The sequence below is a fragment of the Nonomuraea insulae genome, assembly GCF_042656245.1.
Genome location: NZ_JBHSPA010000031.1, coordinates 194,960 through 210,783, shown reverse-complemented (window position 1 = coordinate 210,783; position 15,824 = coordinate 194,960). Strand labels below are relative to the sequence as shown.

Below are 15,824 nucleotides of genomic sequence, written 5' to 3'. Positions count from 1 at the left end.
GGAGCGCCTGGCCGCCGGATCGAGGGCTCAGACGGTGCGCTTGGCCCAGAAGTGCCCGCCGATCGGCCCGAACAGCGACAGCGGCGCCTGGACCGACGCGCTCTGCCCCAGGTGCGTGAGGGTGGCGACGTTCTTGGTCGGCAGCGTGCCGCCAGGGCCTTGCACCGCGGTGGGGTGGAACCACTTCTGGCTGTCGCTGTTGTTACAGACGGCCACGACCACCTCCACCGTGTTCCTGGCGGTCAGACACAGTGGAGAGCCCCCGTTCTCCAGGCTGGCCCGCAGCGTGTAGATGAAGGCGGGCTGCCCGCCGCCGGACGAGACGGTCGCCGTCTGCGCCCACACCAGCGGGGCCTACCGCGGGGTGGAGCGGCGGAGGGAGTCGAGCACAGGGCAGGTGCCGTGCGCGAGGTAGTGCAGTGCCGAGCCGCCCCCGGTGGAGCGCGGCCCCTGCCAGGGCAGTTCGGCGGTGGTGTCCCCGCCCAGCAGCAGCGCGTCCACGCCCGGCGCGCCGAACGCCGCCAGCAGGGCGTCGGCGGTGTCGCGGAAGCCGTCGGTGTAGCGGCACGGCGTGCCCGCGAGCAGCGCCCGCCCGCCCGCGGCGGCCAGCGCGTCTAAGCGGGCGCGGACGCCCAGCTCCAGCACGAAGTCCACGATCATGTGCCCCGCCGGTACGCCCTCCGCGATCGGGACGATCCGCCCCCGCGCACCCAGAACCGGCATCCGCCCCCGCGCGCTCAGAGCCGGTCCCTCGGCCGATCCCTCCGCCGGTCCCACGGCCGGTTCCTCCGCCGGTCCCATGGCCGATCCTTTAGCCGGCCCATTGGTCGGCCCCTCGGCCGGTGCCACGATGACCTCGGACGGGACGTACAGCTCGGCCCGGTTCGCGCGGCCGAGCACGGTGCGCGCCACCTGTGCGCACTGCTCCGGCCGGTCGCCGAGGGCGGAGCGGCCGATGTCGTGCCCGAGCACGCGCAGCACCGTGTTGAGCACCACGCCGCCCGGGATGACGAGATCGTAGGTCCTGGTGAGGGCCTCCAGGCCGATCAGCGTCTTTTCCGGCTTGACCCCGCCGACCACGGCGACCGAGAGCCGGTGCGGGACGATGCCGGCCCAGGGCGCGAGCAGCGTCGGCTCGCTGACCAGGCTGCCGGCGGCGAAAGCGGGCAGCCGGTCGAGGAGGCCGGCGTTCGAGGCGTGCGCGCGGTGGGCCTTGGAGAAGCCGCCCACCGCGACGAGTTCGCCCAGCCGGGCGAAGCGCCGGGCCAGCGCGGGATCGTTGCGCTCCTCCCCGGCGTGCGCCCGGGTGTTGCCGAACACCGCGATCTCGCCGTCGCGCAGGGCCCGCGCCTGCCGCGCCGCCCCGGCCGAGGCGTTGCCGGGTACGTAACGCACCGGCCGGCCCAGCCGGGCGCCCAGGTAGCGGGCGGCGAAGTCCAGCGCCTCGGCGCTCCCGTCGCCGTGCCTGCCCTGGTGGGACAGCAGGGCGACGCGGCAGCCCGCGGCCGCCAGCAGGTCGAGGTCCGCCAGCTCGGCGTCGATCCTGGAGGTGTCCGGCAGGTCGCGGCCGACGTTGAAGCCCGCCGAGTAGATCCACCGCTCTCCCCGCCGCAGGCGCCGTTCGCGCAGGAGCGGCACCCCGCGCAGCGAGTCAGAGGGCATAGTGGCGCAGCCCCCAGGTCTCCTCCATCCCCAGCATCACGTTCATGTTCTGGATGGCCGAGCCGGCGGCGCCCTTGACCAGGTTGTCGGTGACGGCGACGACCTTGGCGATGGACCGGTCGGCGTCGTGATCGAGCCCGATGTGGCAGTAGTTGGAGCCGGTCACCGATCCGGGCGCCGGGTAGACGTCGTAGTCCTTGTCGTTCCGCGCGCCCTGCTTGGGCAGGTCGTTGACGAGCACGAAGGGCTCCTTGTCATGGCCGGCGCCGTAGAACGCCACGTACGTGCGGAGCAGCTCGTCCCGGTCCCACGTCCCGCGCAGCCGGAGGCTGGCCTGCAGGTGGATGCCGCGGGCGAAGGGGCCGTGCGCCGTGTTGAGGTCCACCGGCACCGGCACCCCGGCCAGGGCGGTGAAGTACGCCTCCAGCTCGGGCCCGTGCCGGTGCCCCTCCAGGTTGTAGGAGAGCATCGAGCCGGTCATCTCGGCGTGCATCACGGCCTGCTTCGGGGAGCTGCCCGCGCCCGTGGTGCCGTTGACCGCGTGGATCGAGACGAGGCCGTCAGGGGCCAGGTGGCCACCGGCGAGCAGCGGGGCGAGGCCGAGGATCGCGGTGATCGCGTAGCAGCCTGGGTTGGCGACCAGCCGGGCGTGCCGCAGGCGGTCCCTGTTCAGCTCCGTGACCCCGTACACGGCCTCGGTCAGCAGTTTGCTGTCGCTGTGCTCCTCGCCGTACACCCGCCGGTACTCGGCGGGGTCGGCGAAGCGGAAGTCGGCGCCGAGGTCGATGACCGGCACGCCCAGGTCGGTGTAGTGACGCGCGGACCGCATCGCCTCTCCCGCGGGCGCGCAGAAGAAGACCGCGTCCAGCTCGGCGGCGCGCTCGGCGAGCCGTTCCTGGCGGACGAACTCCAGCCCGCTGCCGAGGAGGTTGGGGTGGGCACGGGCGAAGCACTGCCCGCCCCGCGAGACGGGCACGATCTCCGTCACGGCGGGGTGGCCGAGCAGCAGGCGGCACAACTCCCCGCCGGCGTGGCCGGCCGCGCCGACGACGCCGACCGTGAGCCCGGCCGATGGTGAGCGGTTCATGGGAGGCTCCTCAGCACAGCTGGTTCGCGACCGCGCCGCCGTCCAGCGCGGTGATGATGGAATCGGCCACGATGTCGCCGATGAGCCGCTGGACGTCCACGGACATGGCGCCGATGTGCGGGGTGAGGACGACGTTGTCGAGCGCGGCCAGCGCGCCCGCGTCGCCCTCCTGGGTGAACACGTCGAGTGCGGCGCCGGCGATCGTTCCGTCCCGCAACGCGGCGGCCAGCGCGTCCTCGTCCACCACGTCCCCGCGGGAGACGTTGACGAGGTAGGCGGAGCGCCGCATCGCGTGCAGTTCGGGCGCCGCGATCAGATGCCGGGTACGCGCGGTCAGCGGCACCGCCAGGCAGACCACGTCCGACTCGCGCAGCAGCGCCGGCAGCTCGACGAGGCGCGTCCCCTGCCGGGCCAGCGCACGCCGCCGCTCCTCGCCGCCGTGCTCGGCCGCGGCCAGCGTGCGCATCGAGAAGCCCTGGGCCAGGGCCGCGATCCTGGAGCCGATGCCGCCGTACCCGACGACGCCGAGTGTCCTGCCGGCGAGCTGCGGGCCGGCGAGCGCGGGCTTGTCCCAGACGCCGGCCCGCACCTGCCGGTCCGCCAGCGCGATCTTCCTGGTCAGCGCGAGGGTGAGGCCGAGGGCGAGCTCCGCGACGGCCTCCGCCGACGCGCCGGGGACGTTGAACACCCGCACCCCGGCATCGCGGGCGGCGGCGAGATCGATGTTGTCCGTCCCCGAGCCCGCCCTGGCCACCACCCGCAGCCGCCGGGCCGCCGTCAGCACCTCCGCCGACAGCCGCGCGCCGCTGCGCAGCACGATCGCGTCGGCGTCGCCGACGAGCCCGATCAGCTCCTTTCTGCCCGGCTGCAGCCGCACCACCACCTCGAACGTGTCGCGAAGCCGGTCCAGGGCGTGCGCGTCGATCGGGTCCAGGACCAGGATCCGGCCCTTCATCGCGGCCCCGGCTTTCCGGGCGGGTCGCCCAGCACCTTCTCCACCGTCGTCATTCCTTCCGTCAGCTCCGCTTCGGTGATGGTGAGGGCGGGCGAGAACCGCAGCACCCGGCCGCCGACCACCGTGATCAGCACGTTCCTGGCCCGCAGCTCGGCGACCACCGCGTCGGGATCGACGCCGTCGGCCAGCTCCAGCCCCTGCAGCAGCCCGCGTCCTCTGGCGGCCACCGCGGCGGGCGTCCCGGCGTCGGAGACCAGGTGGTCCAGCCGCTCCCTGAGCATCCGCCCGGCCGACTCGGCGTTCTCGACGAGCTTCTCGTGATCGAAGACCTCGAGGACGGCCAGCGCCGCCGCGCAGGCCAGCGGGTTGCCGCCGAAGGTGCTGGCATGGCTTCCCGGCGGCAGCCCCCCGGCCAGCCGCTCCGCCGCCAGCACCGCGCCCATCGGAAACCCGCCCGCGATCCCCTTGGCCACCGAGCAGGCGTCCGGCACGGCCCCGCTCCACTCGTGCGACAGGAACCGGCCGGTCCTGCCGTATCCCGTCTGCACCTCGTCGAGGAAGAGCAGCGCACCCGCCTCGTCGCAGATCCGCCGCACCCCGGCGAGGTAGCCGTCGGCGGCCTCAACGATGCCGGCCTCGGCCTGGATGGTCTCCAGGACCACGGCGGCCGTGTCCGCGCCGACCACCGCCCGCAGGGCGTCGAGATCGTTGTACGGCACGTGCCGCACGCACCCGGCCATCGGCTCCATCCCGATCCTGTACCTGGCCTGCCCCGTGAGGCTGAGCGAGCCGAGCGTGCGGCCGTGGTAGCCGGTCCTGGAGGAGACGATCGTGGTCCGCAGGAAGTCGCCGCGCTCGAAGTGGTGGCGGCGGGCCAGCTTGATGAGGGTCTCGTTCGCCTCAGTGCCGCTGTTGACGAAGAACGAGCGCGGGAAGGCTGTTCTGCGGCGGAGCTCGGCGGCCAGGCGGACGGCGGGCTCGGTGGTGAACAGGTTGGAGGCGTGCATGAGGCGGGTGGCCTGGCGGGAGATCGCATTCAGCAGTGTGGGATGGCCGTGCCCGATCGAGGTGACGGCGACGCCGCCGCTGAGGTCCAGGTAGGCGGTGCCGTCCAGGTCGTACACGTGGCGCCCCTGGCCGCGTTCGAGCACCAGCGAAGGCGGCCGGTAGGCGCCCAGGGCGGTCGTGCCGGCGGCCGCCAGGAGATCGTTCTGCCGGGTCACGCGGCCACCACCGTGAAGAGCTCGTGCGCCTTGCCCAGGTTCGCCGCCACGTCCTCGGGAGAGTCGCCGGTGACGACCGCGTACCCGAGGTTCTGGCCGCCGAGCTCCGACGGGGCGTCGATGTGGTCGCCCGGGGCCCGCCACACCTGCGCGTCGACGACGTCGGGGAGCGTCATCAGCTCCCGCGCGGAGCTGATCCGGCTGATCCGCCCGCGCGCCCCGGACACCAGGAACCATCCGCCGGCGTACTGGTGCGAGCGGATGTCGGGCCGGTAATCGGGGTCGATCTCGCTGCGCGCCCACACGTACGGCAGGCTGATCCCGAAGGCGGCCCGATACATGGGCACCGCCCACGCGCCGGGCATGCGCGCCGCGGTCTCGCCGAAGACCAGGCTCCCGTCCTGGCGGAGGAAGAACTCGGTGTGCGTGACGCCGGTCCGCATGCCCAGCCCCGTCACCACCGCGCGGGCGGCGTCGAGCAGCGCGTTGTGCGGCCCGGCGGGCGCCCCGGCGAGCGCGACGCTGCCGACCGGATAGTCGTGATAGTTGTCCAGCAGCGTGTGCGTGTAACGCGACACCGCCTCGAACAACACCTCGCCCTCCCGCAGGAGGATGTCGACGTGGTACTGCTCGCCGGCCACGAACGACTCGGCCCGGTAGTCGTGCCTGCGGTCCCTGATCAGCCCCCACACCTCGCCGAGCTCCGCGCGGGTGCGGACCTTGTGGGTCCCGCGGCAGGAGATGCCGTCGTACGGCTTCAGCACGAGCGGGTAACCCACCTCCCGCGCGAACCGCTCGATCGTGCCCAGGGTGTGCGGCATCGCCCAGGACGCCGTCGCGATCCCCAGCTCGGCGACCCGGGCCGTCATCGCGTCCTTGTCACGGAAGTGCACGCTGTGCTCCGGGCGCAGGCCCTTGATGCCGGCGTGCTCGCGCAGGGCCGCCGCGAGCTCCACGTCGTGTTCCGTCGTGGACAGCAGTCGCAGTACGGGGTGGCGGGCGGCGATGGCCGACACCTCCCCGGCCAGCACCTCCTCGTGACCGGGCCCCGGATCGTAGTGGCGGTAGCCGTCCACCGGCGCGTCCGCCAGCGGGGTGCCGCGCGGCGCGAGGCAGAAGGACAGGCACCCGGCGTCGCGGGCGGCGCGGGCGAAGTCCTCCAGGATCTCCCGGTGGAGCGGCTTGCTCTCGCGGTACAGGAAGACGACCGCTGCTCGACGTGTCATGTGCTCTCCGTTTCTCACGCGTTGATCTCCTGCCATTCCTGCAGCCGCTGCAGCGTGAAGATCTCCTGTACGGGGACGATCCGCCTCTCCAGATGCGCCGACGATCCCTGCTCCCTGATCGACCGGAAGGTGCTGCGCAAGGACTCCACCGTGGCGCGCAACCCCTGGTTGGCGTAGATCACGACGGAGACGCCCGCCTTCGCGATGTCGTCCGCGTGCCAGTCGGGGTAGGTGGTCGGCACGATCACCACGGGGCACAGGTCATCCCATTCCTCCAGGAACCGGCGTATCTCCGCATTGGTCCCGGCCTTGGAGTGCACCAGCACCGCGTCGGCGCCGGCCTGCGCGTAGGCGCGGCAGCGCCGCACCGCCTCATCCACTCCCAGGCCGCTGATCAGGGCCTCGGTGCGGGCGATCACATAGAAGCCAGGGGTGGACTGCGCGGCCTTGGCGGTCGCGATCTTGTGCGCGAACGCGTCCATGTCCAGGAGGGTCTGCTCGGCGACGGCGAAGCTGTTGATCTTGGGGAACAGCTTGTCCTCGATGCAGATGGCGGTGATGCCTGCCCTCTCGTACTCGTGCACCATGTGGGCGACGTTCATGCTGTTGCCGAAGCCGGTGTCACAGTCGGCGACGACGGGCACCGGAATCGCCTTCTGGATGTTGGCCGCGGCCTCCAGATACTCGGTCATCGTCAGCAGGCTCGCGTCGGGGAGCCCTCTGGCCGCCGAGATCTCGAAGCTCGACGCCCACACGGCGTCGAAGCCCGCCTCACCGGCGAGCAGACCGCCCAGGGCGGAGTGCACGCCGGCCACGCGGACCAGGTCACCACGCTCCATGACGCGGCGGAACGGTACGTACGACTGCTTGATCATGTGTGTTTCCCATCTGTACGGATGACCGGCGGGAGCGGTACATGGCCAGGCTCAGGTGCCTGCCGATCGCGCCGAGAACAACGAAGAGGACGGCCAGCGCCAGCCAGCCGATGCCGCCGAGCCCGGCGACCAGCCAGGTCACCAGCGCGGGACCGGCCGTCTGCCGGAGCCCTTTGCGCAGGGAGAAGATCCCCTGGTGCTCGCCCTGCCGGCCAGGCGGCGGCAGCTCGAAGGAGAGCGTGAAGGAGCCCGCCGTCTGCAGCAGCTCGCCGGCCACGAGGAGCAGGCAGGCCACGGCCAGCGCCCACCCGGCCGCGGCCGTCACCACGGAGCCGCTGACCGCGGCGACGGCGCAGGCGGCGCCGAGGAGGATCCCGGCCAGGAGCTGGAGCCTGCCCGCGTCGGGAACCGTCGCGGTGCGGCGTCCCGCGGCGACCTGGAAGAGCACGACGGCGGTCGTGTTCAGCGCCAGCAGCAGCGAGTTCAGGCTGGCCGGCAGGTCCGTGTGGGTGACGATCCACAGCGGGAAGCCCAGCGTCATGATGACGACGTGCAGCTCCATCCCGCCGTTGACCAGCGTCAGCAGGACGAACCTGGGATCCGGCCGGACCCGCCGCCCGGCGGCCGGCTCGGTCCGGCTCACCCTGGCGCCGTTGGGCTTGGCCGGGGTGGCTCTGTCGCCGTGCGGCTTGGCCGGGGTGGCTCTGTCGCCGTGCGGCTTGGCCGGGTTGGCTCTGGCGCCGTCCGGCAGACGTGCCGCGATGGCCGCGCAGGCGAGCTGGGCGGCCGCCGTGGCCAGGACGACCACGTAGAACGCCGCCCGCGTGGCGGTGACCAGCGCGCCGGCCGCCAGTGCCGCCCCGGCCACGAAGCCGAGGTTGTAGATGCTGCGCAACTGCCCTCGTACCTTGGCCGCGTCCTTCCCCCCGACGGCGAAGGTGAGCGTCGCGCGCAGCGGGTCGGCCGCTCCCTCGCACACCGCGATCAGGCTGCTCACGATCAGGAAGGGCAGGATGGAGCCGACACCCGCGTACAGCGCGAACAGCGGCCCCGACACGACGTAGGACACGATGAGCAGCCGCCGGGCGCCGACCCGGTCGGCGAGCCGGCCCACCGGCACGCTGACCAGCACCCCGCACAACCCCGCGACGCTCAGCGCCACGCCTACCTGCCCCGCCTCCATCCCCGCCACGGTCGTGAAGAACACGACACCGGAGGCCAGGAAGACGCCCGTTCCCATGGACTGCACGCAGGTCAGGGCGGCCAGCACCCGTGGCGGGCCGGCGGCGGGCAACAGCTCAAGCAACCACTTCCTGACCCCCACCGTCGCCTACCCCCTCGTCCCTCCTGGAACGATCCCGTCGGGGATCAGCCTCCATCGTCGAAAGGCGAACCGCTGTCCCCAAGGTTCGGGATGGCGGCAGGTGGCGGGTTGCGGTGAGACTGTCGACAGGCCCCTGTCCATATGGCGCGGCGAGGTCCGCCCGGGGTGCCAAGCCCGGCGGGCTCGGCACGGGCACGCCTTCGTCTGCCGTTCGGGGCATCGGCCGCCTCCTTTCTCGCGAAACCGCAAGGCTCACAAACGGGATTGCAAAACCGTTGCGGCTGCGATTGCGGAGAGCGGAGGGCGGTGGTGAGCACGGAGGTGCCAGGTGCGGCGGCTACTCGGTGCCGGCCACGCCGATCAGATGCCCCTCCGGGTCGGTGAACCGGCCGATGACGAGCGTCCCCGGCGTGCCCTCGGGGCCCATCAGGCGCTTGCCGCCCAGGCTCTCGGCCTTCCTGAGCGCCTCCTCCACGTTGGGCACGCCGACGTAGAACAGCACGTGGCCCTCATAGCCCACGCCGCCGCCGACGCCCCCGTTGATGCCCCCACCGTCCCCGGTCGTGCTCCCGTCCACGAACCCGTAGTGGCCCGGCGCGGAGACCTGCTCGGTGGCCGCGTCGCCGGTGTGGAACTCCCAGCCGAACAGGTCGCCGTAGTACTCGCGCAGCTTCGCCGGGTCGCGGCCGATGATCTCGAAGTGCACCACAGGCTGTCCCATATCGGTCCTCTCTCCATGTTGTCGGTCCATGTAGGGACACGAGCGGGCACCGGAACTCATCGGTGGCCGTGGCCCGCGCCCGAGCGACTGCGCGGCCAGGTCGAGGAGAACCTGCGCCAGCTGGGCCGTGACCAGCTCGCCGGCCGCAGGGGTCGCACGTGCCGGCCATCCCGGGCACCGGCGATCCCGGCCACCTGGTCGTCAACGTCGCGGCCGGGGCGCTGCGGTTGTCGGAGGAGGAGATGGCGGCGATCGACCGCGTTCAGGAGGATGAGCGGTAACTCGCCCGCCCCGGGGATGACTTTCTCCTGCTGAGAAATGGTCAATCGTCGAATGGAGACGTTCCGGAACGGCTTTGTGCGGATATATCGCGGACGTGCCGATGGCCCCGTGAACGTGCCAGGCCCGGCGTGGGATAGTTACTCGGAGATGCCTGCATTACGTCCGCTTCCGGCCCATTCTCGCTCGTCGGCCTGGGAGTCCGGCGTGGTACGTATCTCGCCCATCCGCGTTCCCGAGGACGCGTACGAGATGACAGTGACCGACTGGCTGGAGATTCAGGTGGAGGGCGAGATGGCAGATGTGGACGTATGGGTGTATGCGCTGTCCAGCGTGGAAGGAACTCAGCAGCGGGTAACGGTCCACCTGTACGGAGGCCAGTCGCTCAAAGGAGCCGTCGTCGAGTTGGACCGCTCGCGTAACACCGTCGTACTCGACGAATACGCGCAGGGATCGGCCGCGACGCGACACGAATCCCCCGTGCACACGATCCTGCTGACAGCGGTCCAAGCCGTCACCGTCCACAAACAGGATTAGGCGAAGGCGCCGAACCTGGGTCAGCTGGTGGGGGTGGCTTGCCGGGTGTAGGAGACGAGACGGTCGATCTCGGTGTAGCCGGCCGCCACGAAGAGGTCCTGGTCCGGCTCCGGGTCGCCGGCGGCGTACAGGATGGTCTCGGAGGCTCCGTGCTCGCCCAGGATGGTGCCGACCTCTCGCAGCAGCGCGCGTTCGAGCAGCGCGTCCGTGTGCCGGGTGTCGCCGCCGAACCACCACACGACGCCGTGGCCGTCCACCGGCTCCTCGACGACGAGTTCGGCTGAGCAGTCGTCGCCGTGGGCCTTGAGCCACCATCCCGGGGGTGTCATGCTGCTGACCACCTCGACCCGCAGGTGGGCGGCGGTGTCGATCTCGGGTGGCGCCGAACGGCGCAGGTATCGCCAGGAAGCGCGTCCGGTGAAGCCGGCGTGTTCGAGCACCTTGGCGGTGACGGGACGGCGACCCGTGGGCAGGGCTCCCAGGCCGAGGCCCGGCGCGGAGGTGAAGGCGTCGATGGCCTTCCTGCCGCCGAGGGCGCGCAGGGTGTGGTCGACGAGGGTTTCGACGACGTCCAGGACCTCTCGCCCGTGCAGCCACAAGATCTGGCCGGTGTTGTGGTGCCTGTGCGTGGCGTAGGACACCGCACCGGCGACCTGGCCGTCCGCGTCCATCAGAACGTCCGTCCTGGGGTGCTGAAGCCCTGCCCAGGGGGCGGGGTCGCGGTGCGAGGTCCCGGCCAGGGCTTCGTCGAGCGTGGCGGGCGTGCACACCAGCTGGCCGGGCAGGCGGTCGGCGTCGGCCAGCGAGAGCACGGCCTCCCGGTCCGAGGCGCGGTAGGGGCGCATGCGCAGGCTTCTGTACACGGGAGAGCGGCAGTAGGCGAGGATCTCGCTCGCCGACAACGTGTTGCCCGTCCGCGCCGCGGTCGCCATCGCGGCCGTGGCGATGGGCGCGGAGGTGTCCGGCGGGATGACCAGGAGCAGGAATCCGTCCTGGTCGTCGAGGATCACGTGGATCACGTCGGACGTCGCCGGCAGGCCGCTGACCCGCAGGAAACGACCGTCGATGAGAAGGTGCGCCGGGACGTCGTCCCATGAGGTCAGGTCGAGCCGGACCCGCAGGACGGGGCCGAGCCGGTCCTGCAGGAGGTTGACCAGGGCGGACAGTTCACGGCTGAGATCGGTGGAGCAGGGCCACCAGGCTCCGTCGAGTGTTCCGTCCCGGGTCAGTGTCGGCTCCAGGAACACCCGGGCCGGCCGGAGAGCGGTGGGCGCGATGAGGTGAGGTTGATTCGGCAACTGGTGTGCCGCCTGTCTCCGGTGCGAAGCACCGGCTGCGCCCGAGGCGATGCCGACACGGTTGCCTGCATGCGGAAGTCTCAGGTGAACTCACCATACGCCTCCCCTTACGCCTTGAACGACCACGCGTGGGGAGAGGAAACGTGCCCCTCGACGAACCGAGGGGCGCGCCCCGCTACAACTTCTCGAGCTTGGCGTACGGCGCGGTGAGCCGGTACGTCTCCGAGCCGAAGTCGACGACCACGGCAACGTTCTGGTGGACGGCGATGACCCGGCCGAGACCGTACTTGTCGTGGCTCACCCGGTCTCCCGCGGCGAACTGCTCGATCGGGGGCGGAGGCACGTCGGGGACGTTGAAGGGGCTGGCAGGCAGGCGTCGCCGGGCTGCGGCTTGATGAGGCCTCATTGGGACAATTATGGTCGCTATCGGTAGATAAAGCGACCTATAACGTAAGATCCTAGTGGATGTCACCCCGCTGCGGTCTGGGCGCGGAGGCGGGACGCCCTCCCCGGCGCCGGGGAGGTCTCGCGGGCGCGGCGGCGATGACCTTGGGGCCGGTTAATCGGTAAACGTAAAGCGGCTTAATATTCTTTACCGCGTATTTGGTACTACTTCCATATGCGAGGCCGCGTCGACCTGACCGTGCCGGTAAACAGGCAGGCTCCACTCCAGCCCGGTCATGTGCAGAAGGTCCCTGGTATGTGTGCTCGGCCGCGTCAGGGCCAGGACGATGTCCATCGCTCTGGCCCTGCGCTGGATGCCGACCAGCACCCCGAAGCCGGACATGTCGCGGAAGGAGATGTCGGACAGGTCGCAGATGAGGGTGCTCTCGCTGGTGGGCAGGGCCGCGAGCAGGCGGCGGCGCATGGCCTCGCTGGAGAAGATGTCGATGTCGCCGTGCAGCTGAATGATGGTGGCGCCGGGTTTGTGAGGTGTGGACGTCATGACGGGCCGCCTGCCTCGGTGCTCGGAGAGGACCGATAGTCGACTATCGCCGTGGGCGACGTCGGCTCGATTGCCGGCATACGGGGGCCCCGGTGCAAGGAGCTTACGCCGTCATGTCCAGATGCGCCCCTGACCGTTGAACAGCGCTCCAGCCTGGTTCGACGTCGATCGCCGTGGGGCGTGTGCCGTCATAGGGCGTCGCACGGATCGATCTGTAGGGTTGGACGATCAACGCGGCATCGAGAGGGCGGGCGTCATGGATCTTTCTGGCGTGGGCGTGTGGAGTCATCACCTGCGTTACGGCGATCAGGGCGAGGCCGCGGAAGCGGCGGCCGAGCTCGAAGAGCTGGGATTTCGCGCACTCTGGATGCCGGACGCCGGCGGGCCGGTCTTCGACGCCGTGGGCAACCTGCTGACCGCGACCAGCCGGATCGTCGTGGCCACCGGGATCCTGAACCTGTGGATGCACGCGCCCGCCGACGTCGCCACGTCCTTCGCCGCGCTCTCCTCGGCCCACGGTGACCGGTTCCTGATGGGCATCGGCGTGAGCCACGCCGTGGCGGTCGACGCGAGGGAGCCTGGGCGCTACCGCAAGCCGCTGGCGGCGATGAAGACCTTCCTCGACGAGCTCGACCAGGCCGACCCGCCGGTGCCCGCCGAGCGCCGGGTGCTGGCCGCGCTCGGCCCGAAGATGCTGAGCCTCGCGGCCGAACGGGCGCGCGGGGTCCATCCCTACCTGGTCACGACCGAGCACACCCGGCGTACGCGCGAGATCCTGGGCGAGGGCCCGCTCCTGCTCCCGGAACAGACGGTGATCCTCTGCTCGGGCGCGGAGGAGGCGCGCGAGCTCGGAACCGACTGGTTGCGGCGCTATCTCGACCTGCCCAACTACGCCAACAACCTGCTGCGTCTCGGGTTCTCGGCCGAGGACCTGGCGTCGGTGAGCGACCGCCTGTTCGACGCCGTGATCGCGTGGGGCGACGAAGAGGCGATCAAGCGCCGGGTGGACGAGCACCGCGCGGCCGGCGCCGACCACGTGTGCGTGCAGGTGATCACCGCCGACCCGAACGCCTTCCCCCGGGAGCAGTGGCGCCGCCTCGCCGCCGCACTCGGCTGAGCGATGGTTACCTCGTGATTACCAGGTAAGGAAAAAGTGCGATATAGGCGGGTGAGGCGCAGGGGTGCATGCTGATCCCCATGACCATCATCAGTCATGTGGACTATGCCCCCTTTCCCGCCGACCCGCACAACTACAAGCCGGACTCCCGCTATTCTCTGGTGCTCGATCCGGTTCGCCAGGACGGCGCCTACGTGAAGGAATTGGTGCTGAATTTCGAACACCTCGCCTCGGGCGAGATGATCCCGATTCACGTGCACACCAATGAAGAAGTCCTCATCGTGGACGAGGGCGAGGCGGAAGCCCATTACGACGGAGAATGGCAGCCGGTGGGGCCGGGCGCCGTCATTCTGGTGCCGTCCGGCGTCGCGCACGGATTTCGCAACACGTCAGGGGGGCGCGTCAAGCTGCACGCCGTGTTCGCCGGTCACGTGGTCGGTACGCGGCTCCTGGAGCGCAGCCCGGCGCCCGGCACGGAGAACGAGCCGCTGCCTCCGCCGTCCCTCATCGATTTTCGCGGCCAGGCGGGCGGGTGAGAGCGCTCGCCTGCTCGGCTCGGGCGTCATAGCCGGTGCGGGCCGCGTCGATCTCGTCAAGGTGGGCCTCGGCCCAGGTGACGAGACTGCCCACCGCGTCGAGCAGGGCGTGTCCCATCGGGGTGAGCGTGTATTCCACGCGCGGCGGCATGACCGCGTGGACGGTGCGCGTGATGATGCCGTCGCGCTCCAATTCCCGCAGGGTGACGGTCAGCATGCGATGGCTTATGCCGTCTATGGCACGGCGGAGCTCGGTGAATCGCCTGGTCTCCGTGCCGAGCTCGGATATCACGGGCAGCGACCATTTGTCGCCGACCCTGTCGAGCATTTCCCTGGCCCGGCAGGCCGCCTCGCTGTGAGCTGATCCCATGGCCATTCCCTCTGCTTCGAGGCCGGTTTCCCGGCGCCGGGCTTTCCCGAACATCTCACCACGAGGCAGTGTGCGTGCGTTGGAGACCGCCCGTGCGCGCATTGGCGACTCCCTCGCTCCGAGCGCCTCTACCGTTGCCCACAGTGACAGAGGTGTCACGGATGGAGATCGCCATGGTGGAGCCGCGTACCTAGAGGAGAGCTCGGAAATGCGTACCGACATGCTGATCGGGGGCGAGTGGTCCCCAGGTGGAGGCCCCGTCTTCACCTCCCTCAACCCCGCCACCGGAAAGGTGCTCGCCGAGCTGCGCGAGGCGACGGAGCCGGACGTCGACGCCGCGGTGCGCGCCGCCGCCGCGGCGTTCGACTCGGCCGAGTGGGGTGGGCTGCTGCCCGCGGCGCGGGCGAAACTCCTGCTGCGGGTCGCGGACCTGCTGGAGGAGCACACGGAGGAGATCGCCCGGCTGGAGACCCAGGACCAGGGACAGCCGTTCAACGTGAGCGCGGGCTTCTCCGTGCCCAACGCCGTGGAGCACTTCCGCTACTACGCCGGCTGGGTCACCAAGATCACCGGCGTCACCGTGCCGTTGTCCGTGCCGGACGTCGACTATCGCAGCCGCCGCGAACCGCTGGGCGTCTGCGGGCTGATCACGCCGTGGAACTTCCCCCTGATGATCCTGGTGTGGAAGCTCGCGCCGGCGCTCGCGGCGGGCAACACCGTGGTGATCAAGCCCGCCGAGCAGACGCCGCTGTCCACGCTGCGGCTGGCCGAGCTCATCCAGGAGGCCGGGGTCCCGGCCGGCGTGGTCAACGTCGTCACCGGCGGCCCGGACGTGGGCCGCGCGCTCGTACGGCACCCGCGGGTGAAGAAGATCTCCTTCACCGGCTCCACGAAGGTCGGCAGGGACATCGGCGCCGAGTGCGGCCGGACGCTGAAGAAGGCGTCCCTGGAGCTCGGGGGCAAGGCGCCGAGCATCATCGCGCAGGACGCCGACCTCGACGCGGCACTCCAGGGCAACCTGCTGGGCGGGCTGTTCAACTCGGGTCAGGTCTGCGCCGCCTACACCCGCTTCTACGTCGACGCCAAACGGCACGACGAGTTCGCCCACAAGCTCGCCGGGGCCGCGAGCACACTGCGCCTGGGCGACGGCCTCGACCCGGAGGTGCACCTCGGCCCCCTGGTCTCGGCCGAGCAGGTCGAGCAGGTGGAGCGCTATGTCTCCCTCGGCAGGAAGGAGGGCGCCGAGCTGCTGACCGGGGGAGAGCGGCCGGGCGGTGAGCTGGCCGGCGGCTTCTTCTACGAGCCGACCGTCTTCGCGGGAGTCCGGCAGGACATGCGCATCGCCCGCGAGGAGATCTTCGGCCCGGTCCTGACCGTCCTGCCCTACGACGACCCGGAGGAGCTGGCCGTGCTCGCCAACGACAGCGACTACGGCCTGGCCGCCGCCATCTGGTCCCGCGACATCGGCACCGCCAACCGGCTCGCCCGGCAGGTGAAGGCCGGCACCGTGTGGATCAACATGATGCAGGGCCTGGACGCCGCGGCCGCCTGGGGCGGCATGAAGGCCTCCGGCCTCGGCCGGGAGATGGGCTGGGAGGCCATCACGGCCTACACCGAGGTGAAGAGCATCTGGACCAACCTCGCCTGACGCTCACGCGCGAACCCGGT

At 70.9% G+C, this 15,824-nt stretch carries 18 protein-coding genes; 5 read left to right on the top strand and 13 right to left on the bottom strand.

Annotated elements, in window-relative coordinates; all coding sequences use genetic code 11:
* Nucleotides 1–27: 27 nt before the first annotated feature.
* The 9 genes from ACFPZ3_RS28260 to ACFPZ3_RS28220 form a co-directional block, all read right to left on the bottom strand.
* A complete protein-coding gene (locus ACFPZ3_RS28260; protein ID WP_379517273.1) occupies nucleotides 28–345 on the bottom strand; it encodes a hypothetical protein in 318 nt (105 codons plus the stop codon).
* Between the two features lie 9 nt (nucleotides 346–354).
* Nucleotides 355–1,662, bottom strand: a complete 1,308-nt coding sequence (gene pgk, locus ACFPZ3_RS28255; protein ID WP_379517272.1) for a phosphoglycerate kinase — start codon at nucleotides 1,660–1,662, stop codon at nucleotides 355–357.
* A complete protein-coding gene (argC, locus tag ACFPZ3_RS28250) occupies nucleotides 1,652–2,749 on the bottom strand; it encodes an N-acetyl-gamma-glutamyl-phosphate reductase (protein WP_379517271.1) in 1,098 nt (365 codons plus the stop codon). Before argC ends, pgk begins: the two co-directional genes overlap by 11 nt.
* Before the next feature lie 10 nt (nucleotides 2,750–2,759).
* Nucleotides 2,760–3,704 (bottom strand): NAD(P)-dependent oxidoreductase, encoded by a 945-nt coding sequence (locus tag ACFPZ3_RS28245; RefSeq protein WP_379517270.1) that lies wholly within the window; start codon nucleotides 3,702–3,704, stop codon nucleotides 2,760–2,762.
* On the bottom strand, nucleotides 3,701–4,927 hold the full coding sequence (locus ACFPZ3_RS28240) for an aspartate aminotransferase family protein (protein WP_379517269.1): 1,227 nt from the start codon (nucleotides 4,925–4,927) through the stop codon (nucleotides 3,701–3,703). Before ACFPZ3_RS28240 ends, ACFPZ3_RS28245 begins: the two co-directional genes overlap by 4 nt.
* Complete coding sequence (locus tag ACFPZ3_RS28235; RefSeq protein WP_379517268.1) at nucleotides 4,924–6,153, bottom strand: ATP-grasp domain-containing protein; 1,230 nt, start codon at nucleotides 6,151–6,153, stop codon at nucleotides 4,924–4,926. Before ACFPZ3_RS28235 ends, ACFPZ3_RS28240 begins: the two co-directional genes overlap by 4 nt.
* Before the next feature lie 14 nt (nucleotides 6,154–6,167).
* The gene (locus ACFPZ3_RS28230; protein ID WP_379517267.1) at nucleotides 6,168–7,028 is read right to left on the bottom strand and encodes an isocitrate lyase/phosphoenolpyruvate mutase family protein; all 861 of its coding nucleotides are present in this window, start codon (nucleotides 7,026–7,028) and stop codon (nucleotides 6,168–6,170) included.
* Nucleotides 6,979–8,334 carry an MFS transporter gene (locus ACFPZ3_RS28225; protein WP_379517266.1) on the bottom strand — a complete coding sequence of 452 codons (1,356 nt, stop codon included), beginning with the start codon at nucleotides 8,332–8,334 and terminating at the stop codon, nucleotides 6,979–6,981. The genes ACFPZ3_RS28230 and ACFPZ3_RS28225 overlap by 50 nt, the downstream gene beginning before the upstream one ends.
* Nucleotides 8,335–8,689: 355 nt before the next feature.
* The gene (locus ACFPZ3_RS28220) at nucleotides 8,690–9,073 is read right to left on the bottom strand and encodes a VOC family protein (protein WP_379517265.1); all 384 of its coding nucleotides are present in this window, start codon (nucleotides 9,071–9,073) and stop codon (nucleotides 8,690–8,692) included.
* Between the two features lie 158 nt (nucleotides 9,074–9,231).
* Here ACFPZ3_RS28220 and ACFPZ3_RS28215 point away from each other — a divergent pair, with 158 nt between their 5' ends.
* Together ACFPZ3_RS28215 and ACFPZ3_RS28210 are read left to right on the top strand one after the other, a co-directional pair.
* Nucleotides 9,232–9,354 carry a hypothetical protein gene (locus ACFPZ3_RS28215; protein WP_379517264.1) on the top strand — a complete coding sequence of 41 codons (123 nt, stop codon included), beginning with the start codon at nucleotides 9,232–9,234 and terminating at the stop codon, nucleotides 9,352–9,354.
* A 205-nt stretch (nucleotides 9,355–9,559) separates the two neighbouring features.
* Nucleotides 9,560–9,889 carry a hypothetical protein gene (locus tag ACFPZ3_RS28210; protein ID WP_379517263.1) on the top strand — a complete coding sequence of 110 codons (330 nt, stop codon included), beginning with the start codon at nucleotides 9,560–9,562 and terminating at the stop codon, nucleotides 9,887–9,889.
* A gap of 20 nt (nucleotides 9,890–9,909) precedes the next feature.
* Here ACFPZ3_RS28210 and ACFPZ3_RS28205 read toward each other — a convergent pair whose 3' ends face one another.
* The 3 genes from ACFPZ3_RS28205 to ACFPZ3_RS28195 all read right to left on the bottom strand — a co-directional run bounded on the left by ACFPZ3_RS28205 (nucleotide 9,910) and on the right by ACFPZ3_RS28195 (nucleotide 12,133).
* Nucleotides 9,910–11,187: a DUF5994 family protein gene (locus tag ACFPZ3_RS28205; protein ID WP_379517262.1), complete on the bottom strand. Its 1,278-nt coding sequence runs from the start codon at nucleotides 11,185–11,187 to the stop codon at nucleotides 9,910–9,912.
* 175 nt (nucleotides 11,188–11,362) lie between these two features.
* A complete protein-coding gene (locus tag ACFPZ3_RS28200; protein ID WP_379517261.1) occupies nucleotides 11,363–11,593 on the bottom strand; it encodes a hypothetical protein in 231 nt (76 codons plus the stop codon).
* Between the two features lie 186 nt (nucleotides 11,594–11,779).
* Nucleotides 11,780–12,133, bottom strand: coding sequence for an STAS domain-containing protein (locus ACFPZ3_RS28195; protein WP_379517260.1), 354 nt, complete (start codon nucleotides 12,131–12,133; stop codon nucleotides 11,780–11,782).
* A 256-nt stretch (nucleotides 12,134–12,389) separates the two neighbouring features.
* On the opposite strand from ACFPZ3_RS28195, the gene ACFPZ3_RS28190 reads away from it, so the two are divergent.
* Nucleotides 12,390–13,250: an LLM class F420-dependent oxidoreductase gene (locus tag ACFPZ3_RS28190; protein ID WP_379517259.1), complete on the top strand. Its 861-nt coding sequence runs from the start codon at nucleotides 12,390–12,392 to the stop codon at nucleotides 13,248–13,250.
* A gap of 80 nt (nucleotides 13,251–13,330) precedes the next feature.
* Nucleotides 13,331–13,786 carry a cupin domain-containing protein gene (locus ACFPZ3_RS28185; RefSeq protein WP_379517258.1) on the top strand — a complete coding sequence of 152 codons (456 nt, stop codon included), beginning with the start codon at nucleotides 13,331–13,333 and terminating at the stop codon, nucleotides 13,784–13,786.
* Here the strand turns inward: ACFPZ3_RS28185 and ACFPZ3_RS28180 are convergent.
* A complete protein-coding gene (locus tag ACFPZ3_RS28180; RefSeq protein ID WP_379517257.1) occupies nucleotides 13,755–14,156 on the bottom strand; it encodes a winged helix-turn-helix transcriptional regulator in 402 nt (133 codons plus the stop codon). The genes ACFPZ3_RS28185 and ACFPZ3_RS28180 overlap by 32 nt on opposite strands.
* A 208-nt stretch (nucleotides 14,157–14,364) precedes the next feature.
* On the opposite strand from ACFPZ3_RS28180, the gene ACFPZ3_RS28175 reads away from it, so the two are divergent.
* Nucleotides 14,365–15,804: an aldehyde dehydrogenase family protein gene (locus tag ACFPZ3_RS28175; protein WP_379517256.1), complete on the top strand. Its 1,440-nt coding sequence runs from the start codon at nucleotides 14,365–14,367 to the stop codon at nucleotides 15,802–15,804.
* The last annotated feature ends 20 nt before the right edge of the window (nucleotides 15,805–15,824 follow it).

Bases quoted from the DNA above. Each gene is read 5' to 3' on its own strand.
- pgk (WP_379517272.1), bottom strand. From the start codon at position 1,662: ATGCCCTCTGACTCGCTGCGCGGGGTGCCGCTCCTGCGCGAACGGCGC.
- argC (WP_379517271.1), bottom strand. From the start codon at position 2,749: ATGAACCGCTCACCATCGGCCGGGCTCACGGTCGGCGTCGTCGGCGCG.
- ACFPZ3_RS28245 (WP_379517270.1), bottom strand. From the start codon at position 3,704: ATGAAGGGCCGGATCCTGGTCCTGGACCCGATCGACGCGCACGCCCTG.
- ACFPZ3_RS28235 (WP_379517268.1), bottom strand. From the start codon at position 6,153: ATGACACGTCGAGCAGCGGTCGTCTTCCTGTACCGCGAGAGCAAGCCG.
- ACFPZ3_RS28230 (WP_379517267.1), bottom strand. From the start codon at position 7,028: ATGATCAAGCAGTCGTACGTACCGTTCCGCCGCGTCATGGAGCGTGGT.
- ACFPZ3_RS28220 (WP_379517265.1), bottom strand. From the start codon at position 9,073: ATGGGACAGCCTGTGGTGCACTTCGAGATCATCGGCCGCGACCCGGCG.
- ACFPZ3_RS28200 (WP_379517261.1), bottom strand. From the start codon at position 11,593: ATGAGGCCTCATCAAGCCGCAGCCCGGCGACGCCTGCCTGCCAGCCCC.
- ACFPZ3_RS28195 (WP_379517260.1), bottom strand. From the start codon at position 12,133: ATGACGTCCACACCTCACAAACCCGGCGCCACCATCATTCAGCTGCAC.
- ACFPZ3_RS28190 (WP_379517259.1), top strand. From the start codon at position 12,390: ATGGATCTTTCTGGCGTGGGCGTGTGGAGTCATCACCTGCGTTACGGC.
- ACFPZ3_RS28185 (WP_379517258.1), top strand. From the start codon at position 13,331: ATGACCATCATCAGTCATGTGGACTATGCCCCCTTTCCCGCCGACCCG.
- ACFPZ3_RS28180 (WP_379517257.1), bottom strand. From the start codon at position 14,156: ATGGGATCAGCTCACAGCGAGGCGGCCTGCCGGGCCAGGGAAATGCTC.
- ACFPZ3_RS28175 (WP_379517256.1), top strand. From the start codon at position 14,365: ATGCGTACCGACATGCTGATCGGGGGCGAGTGGTCCCCAGGTGGAGGC.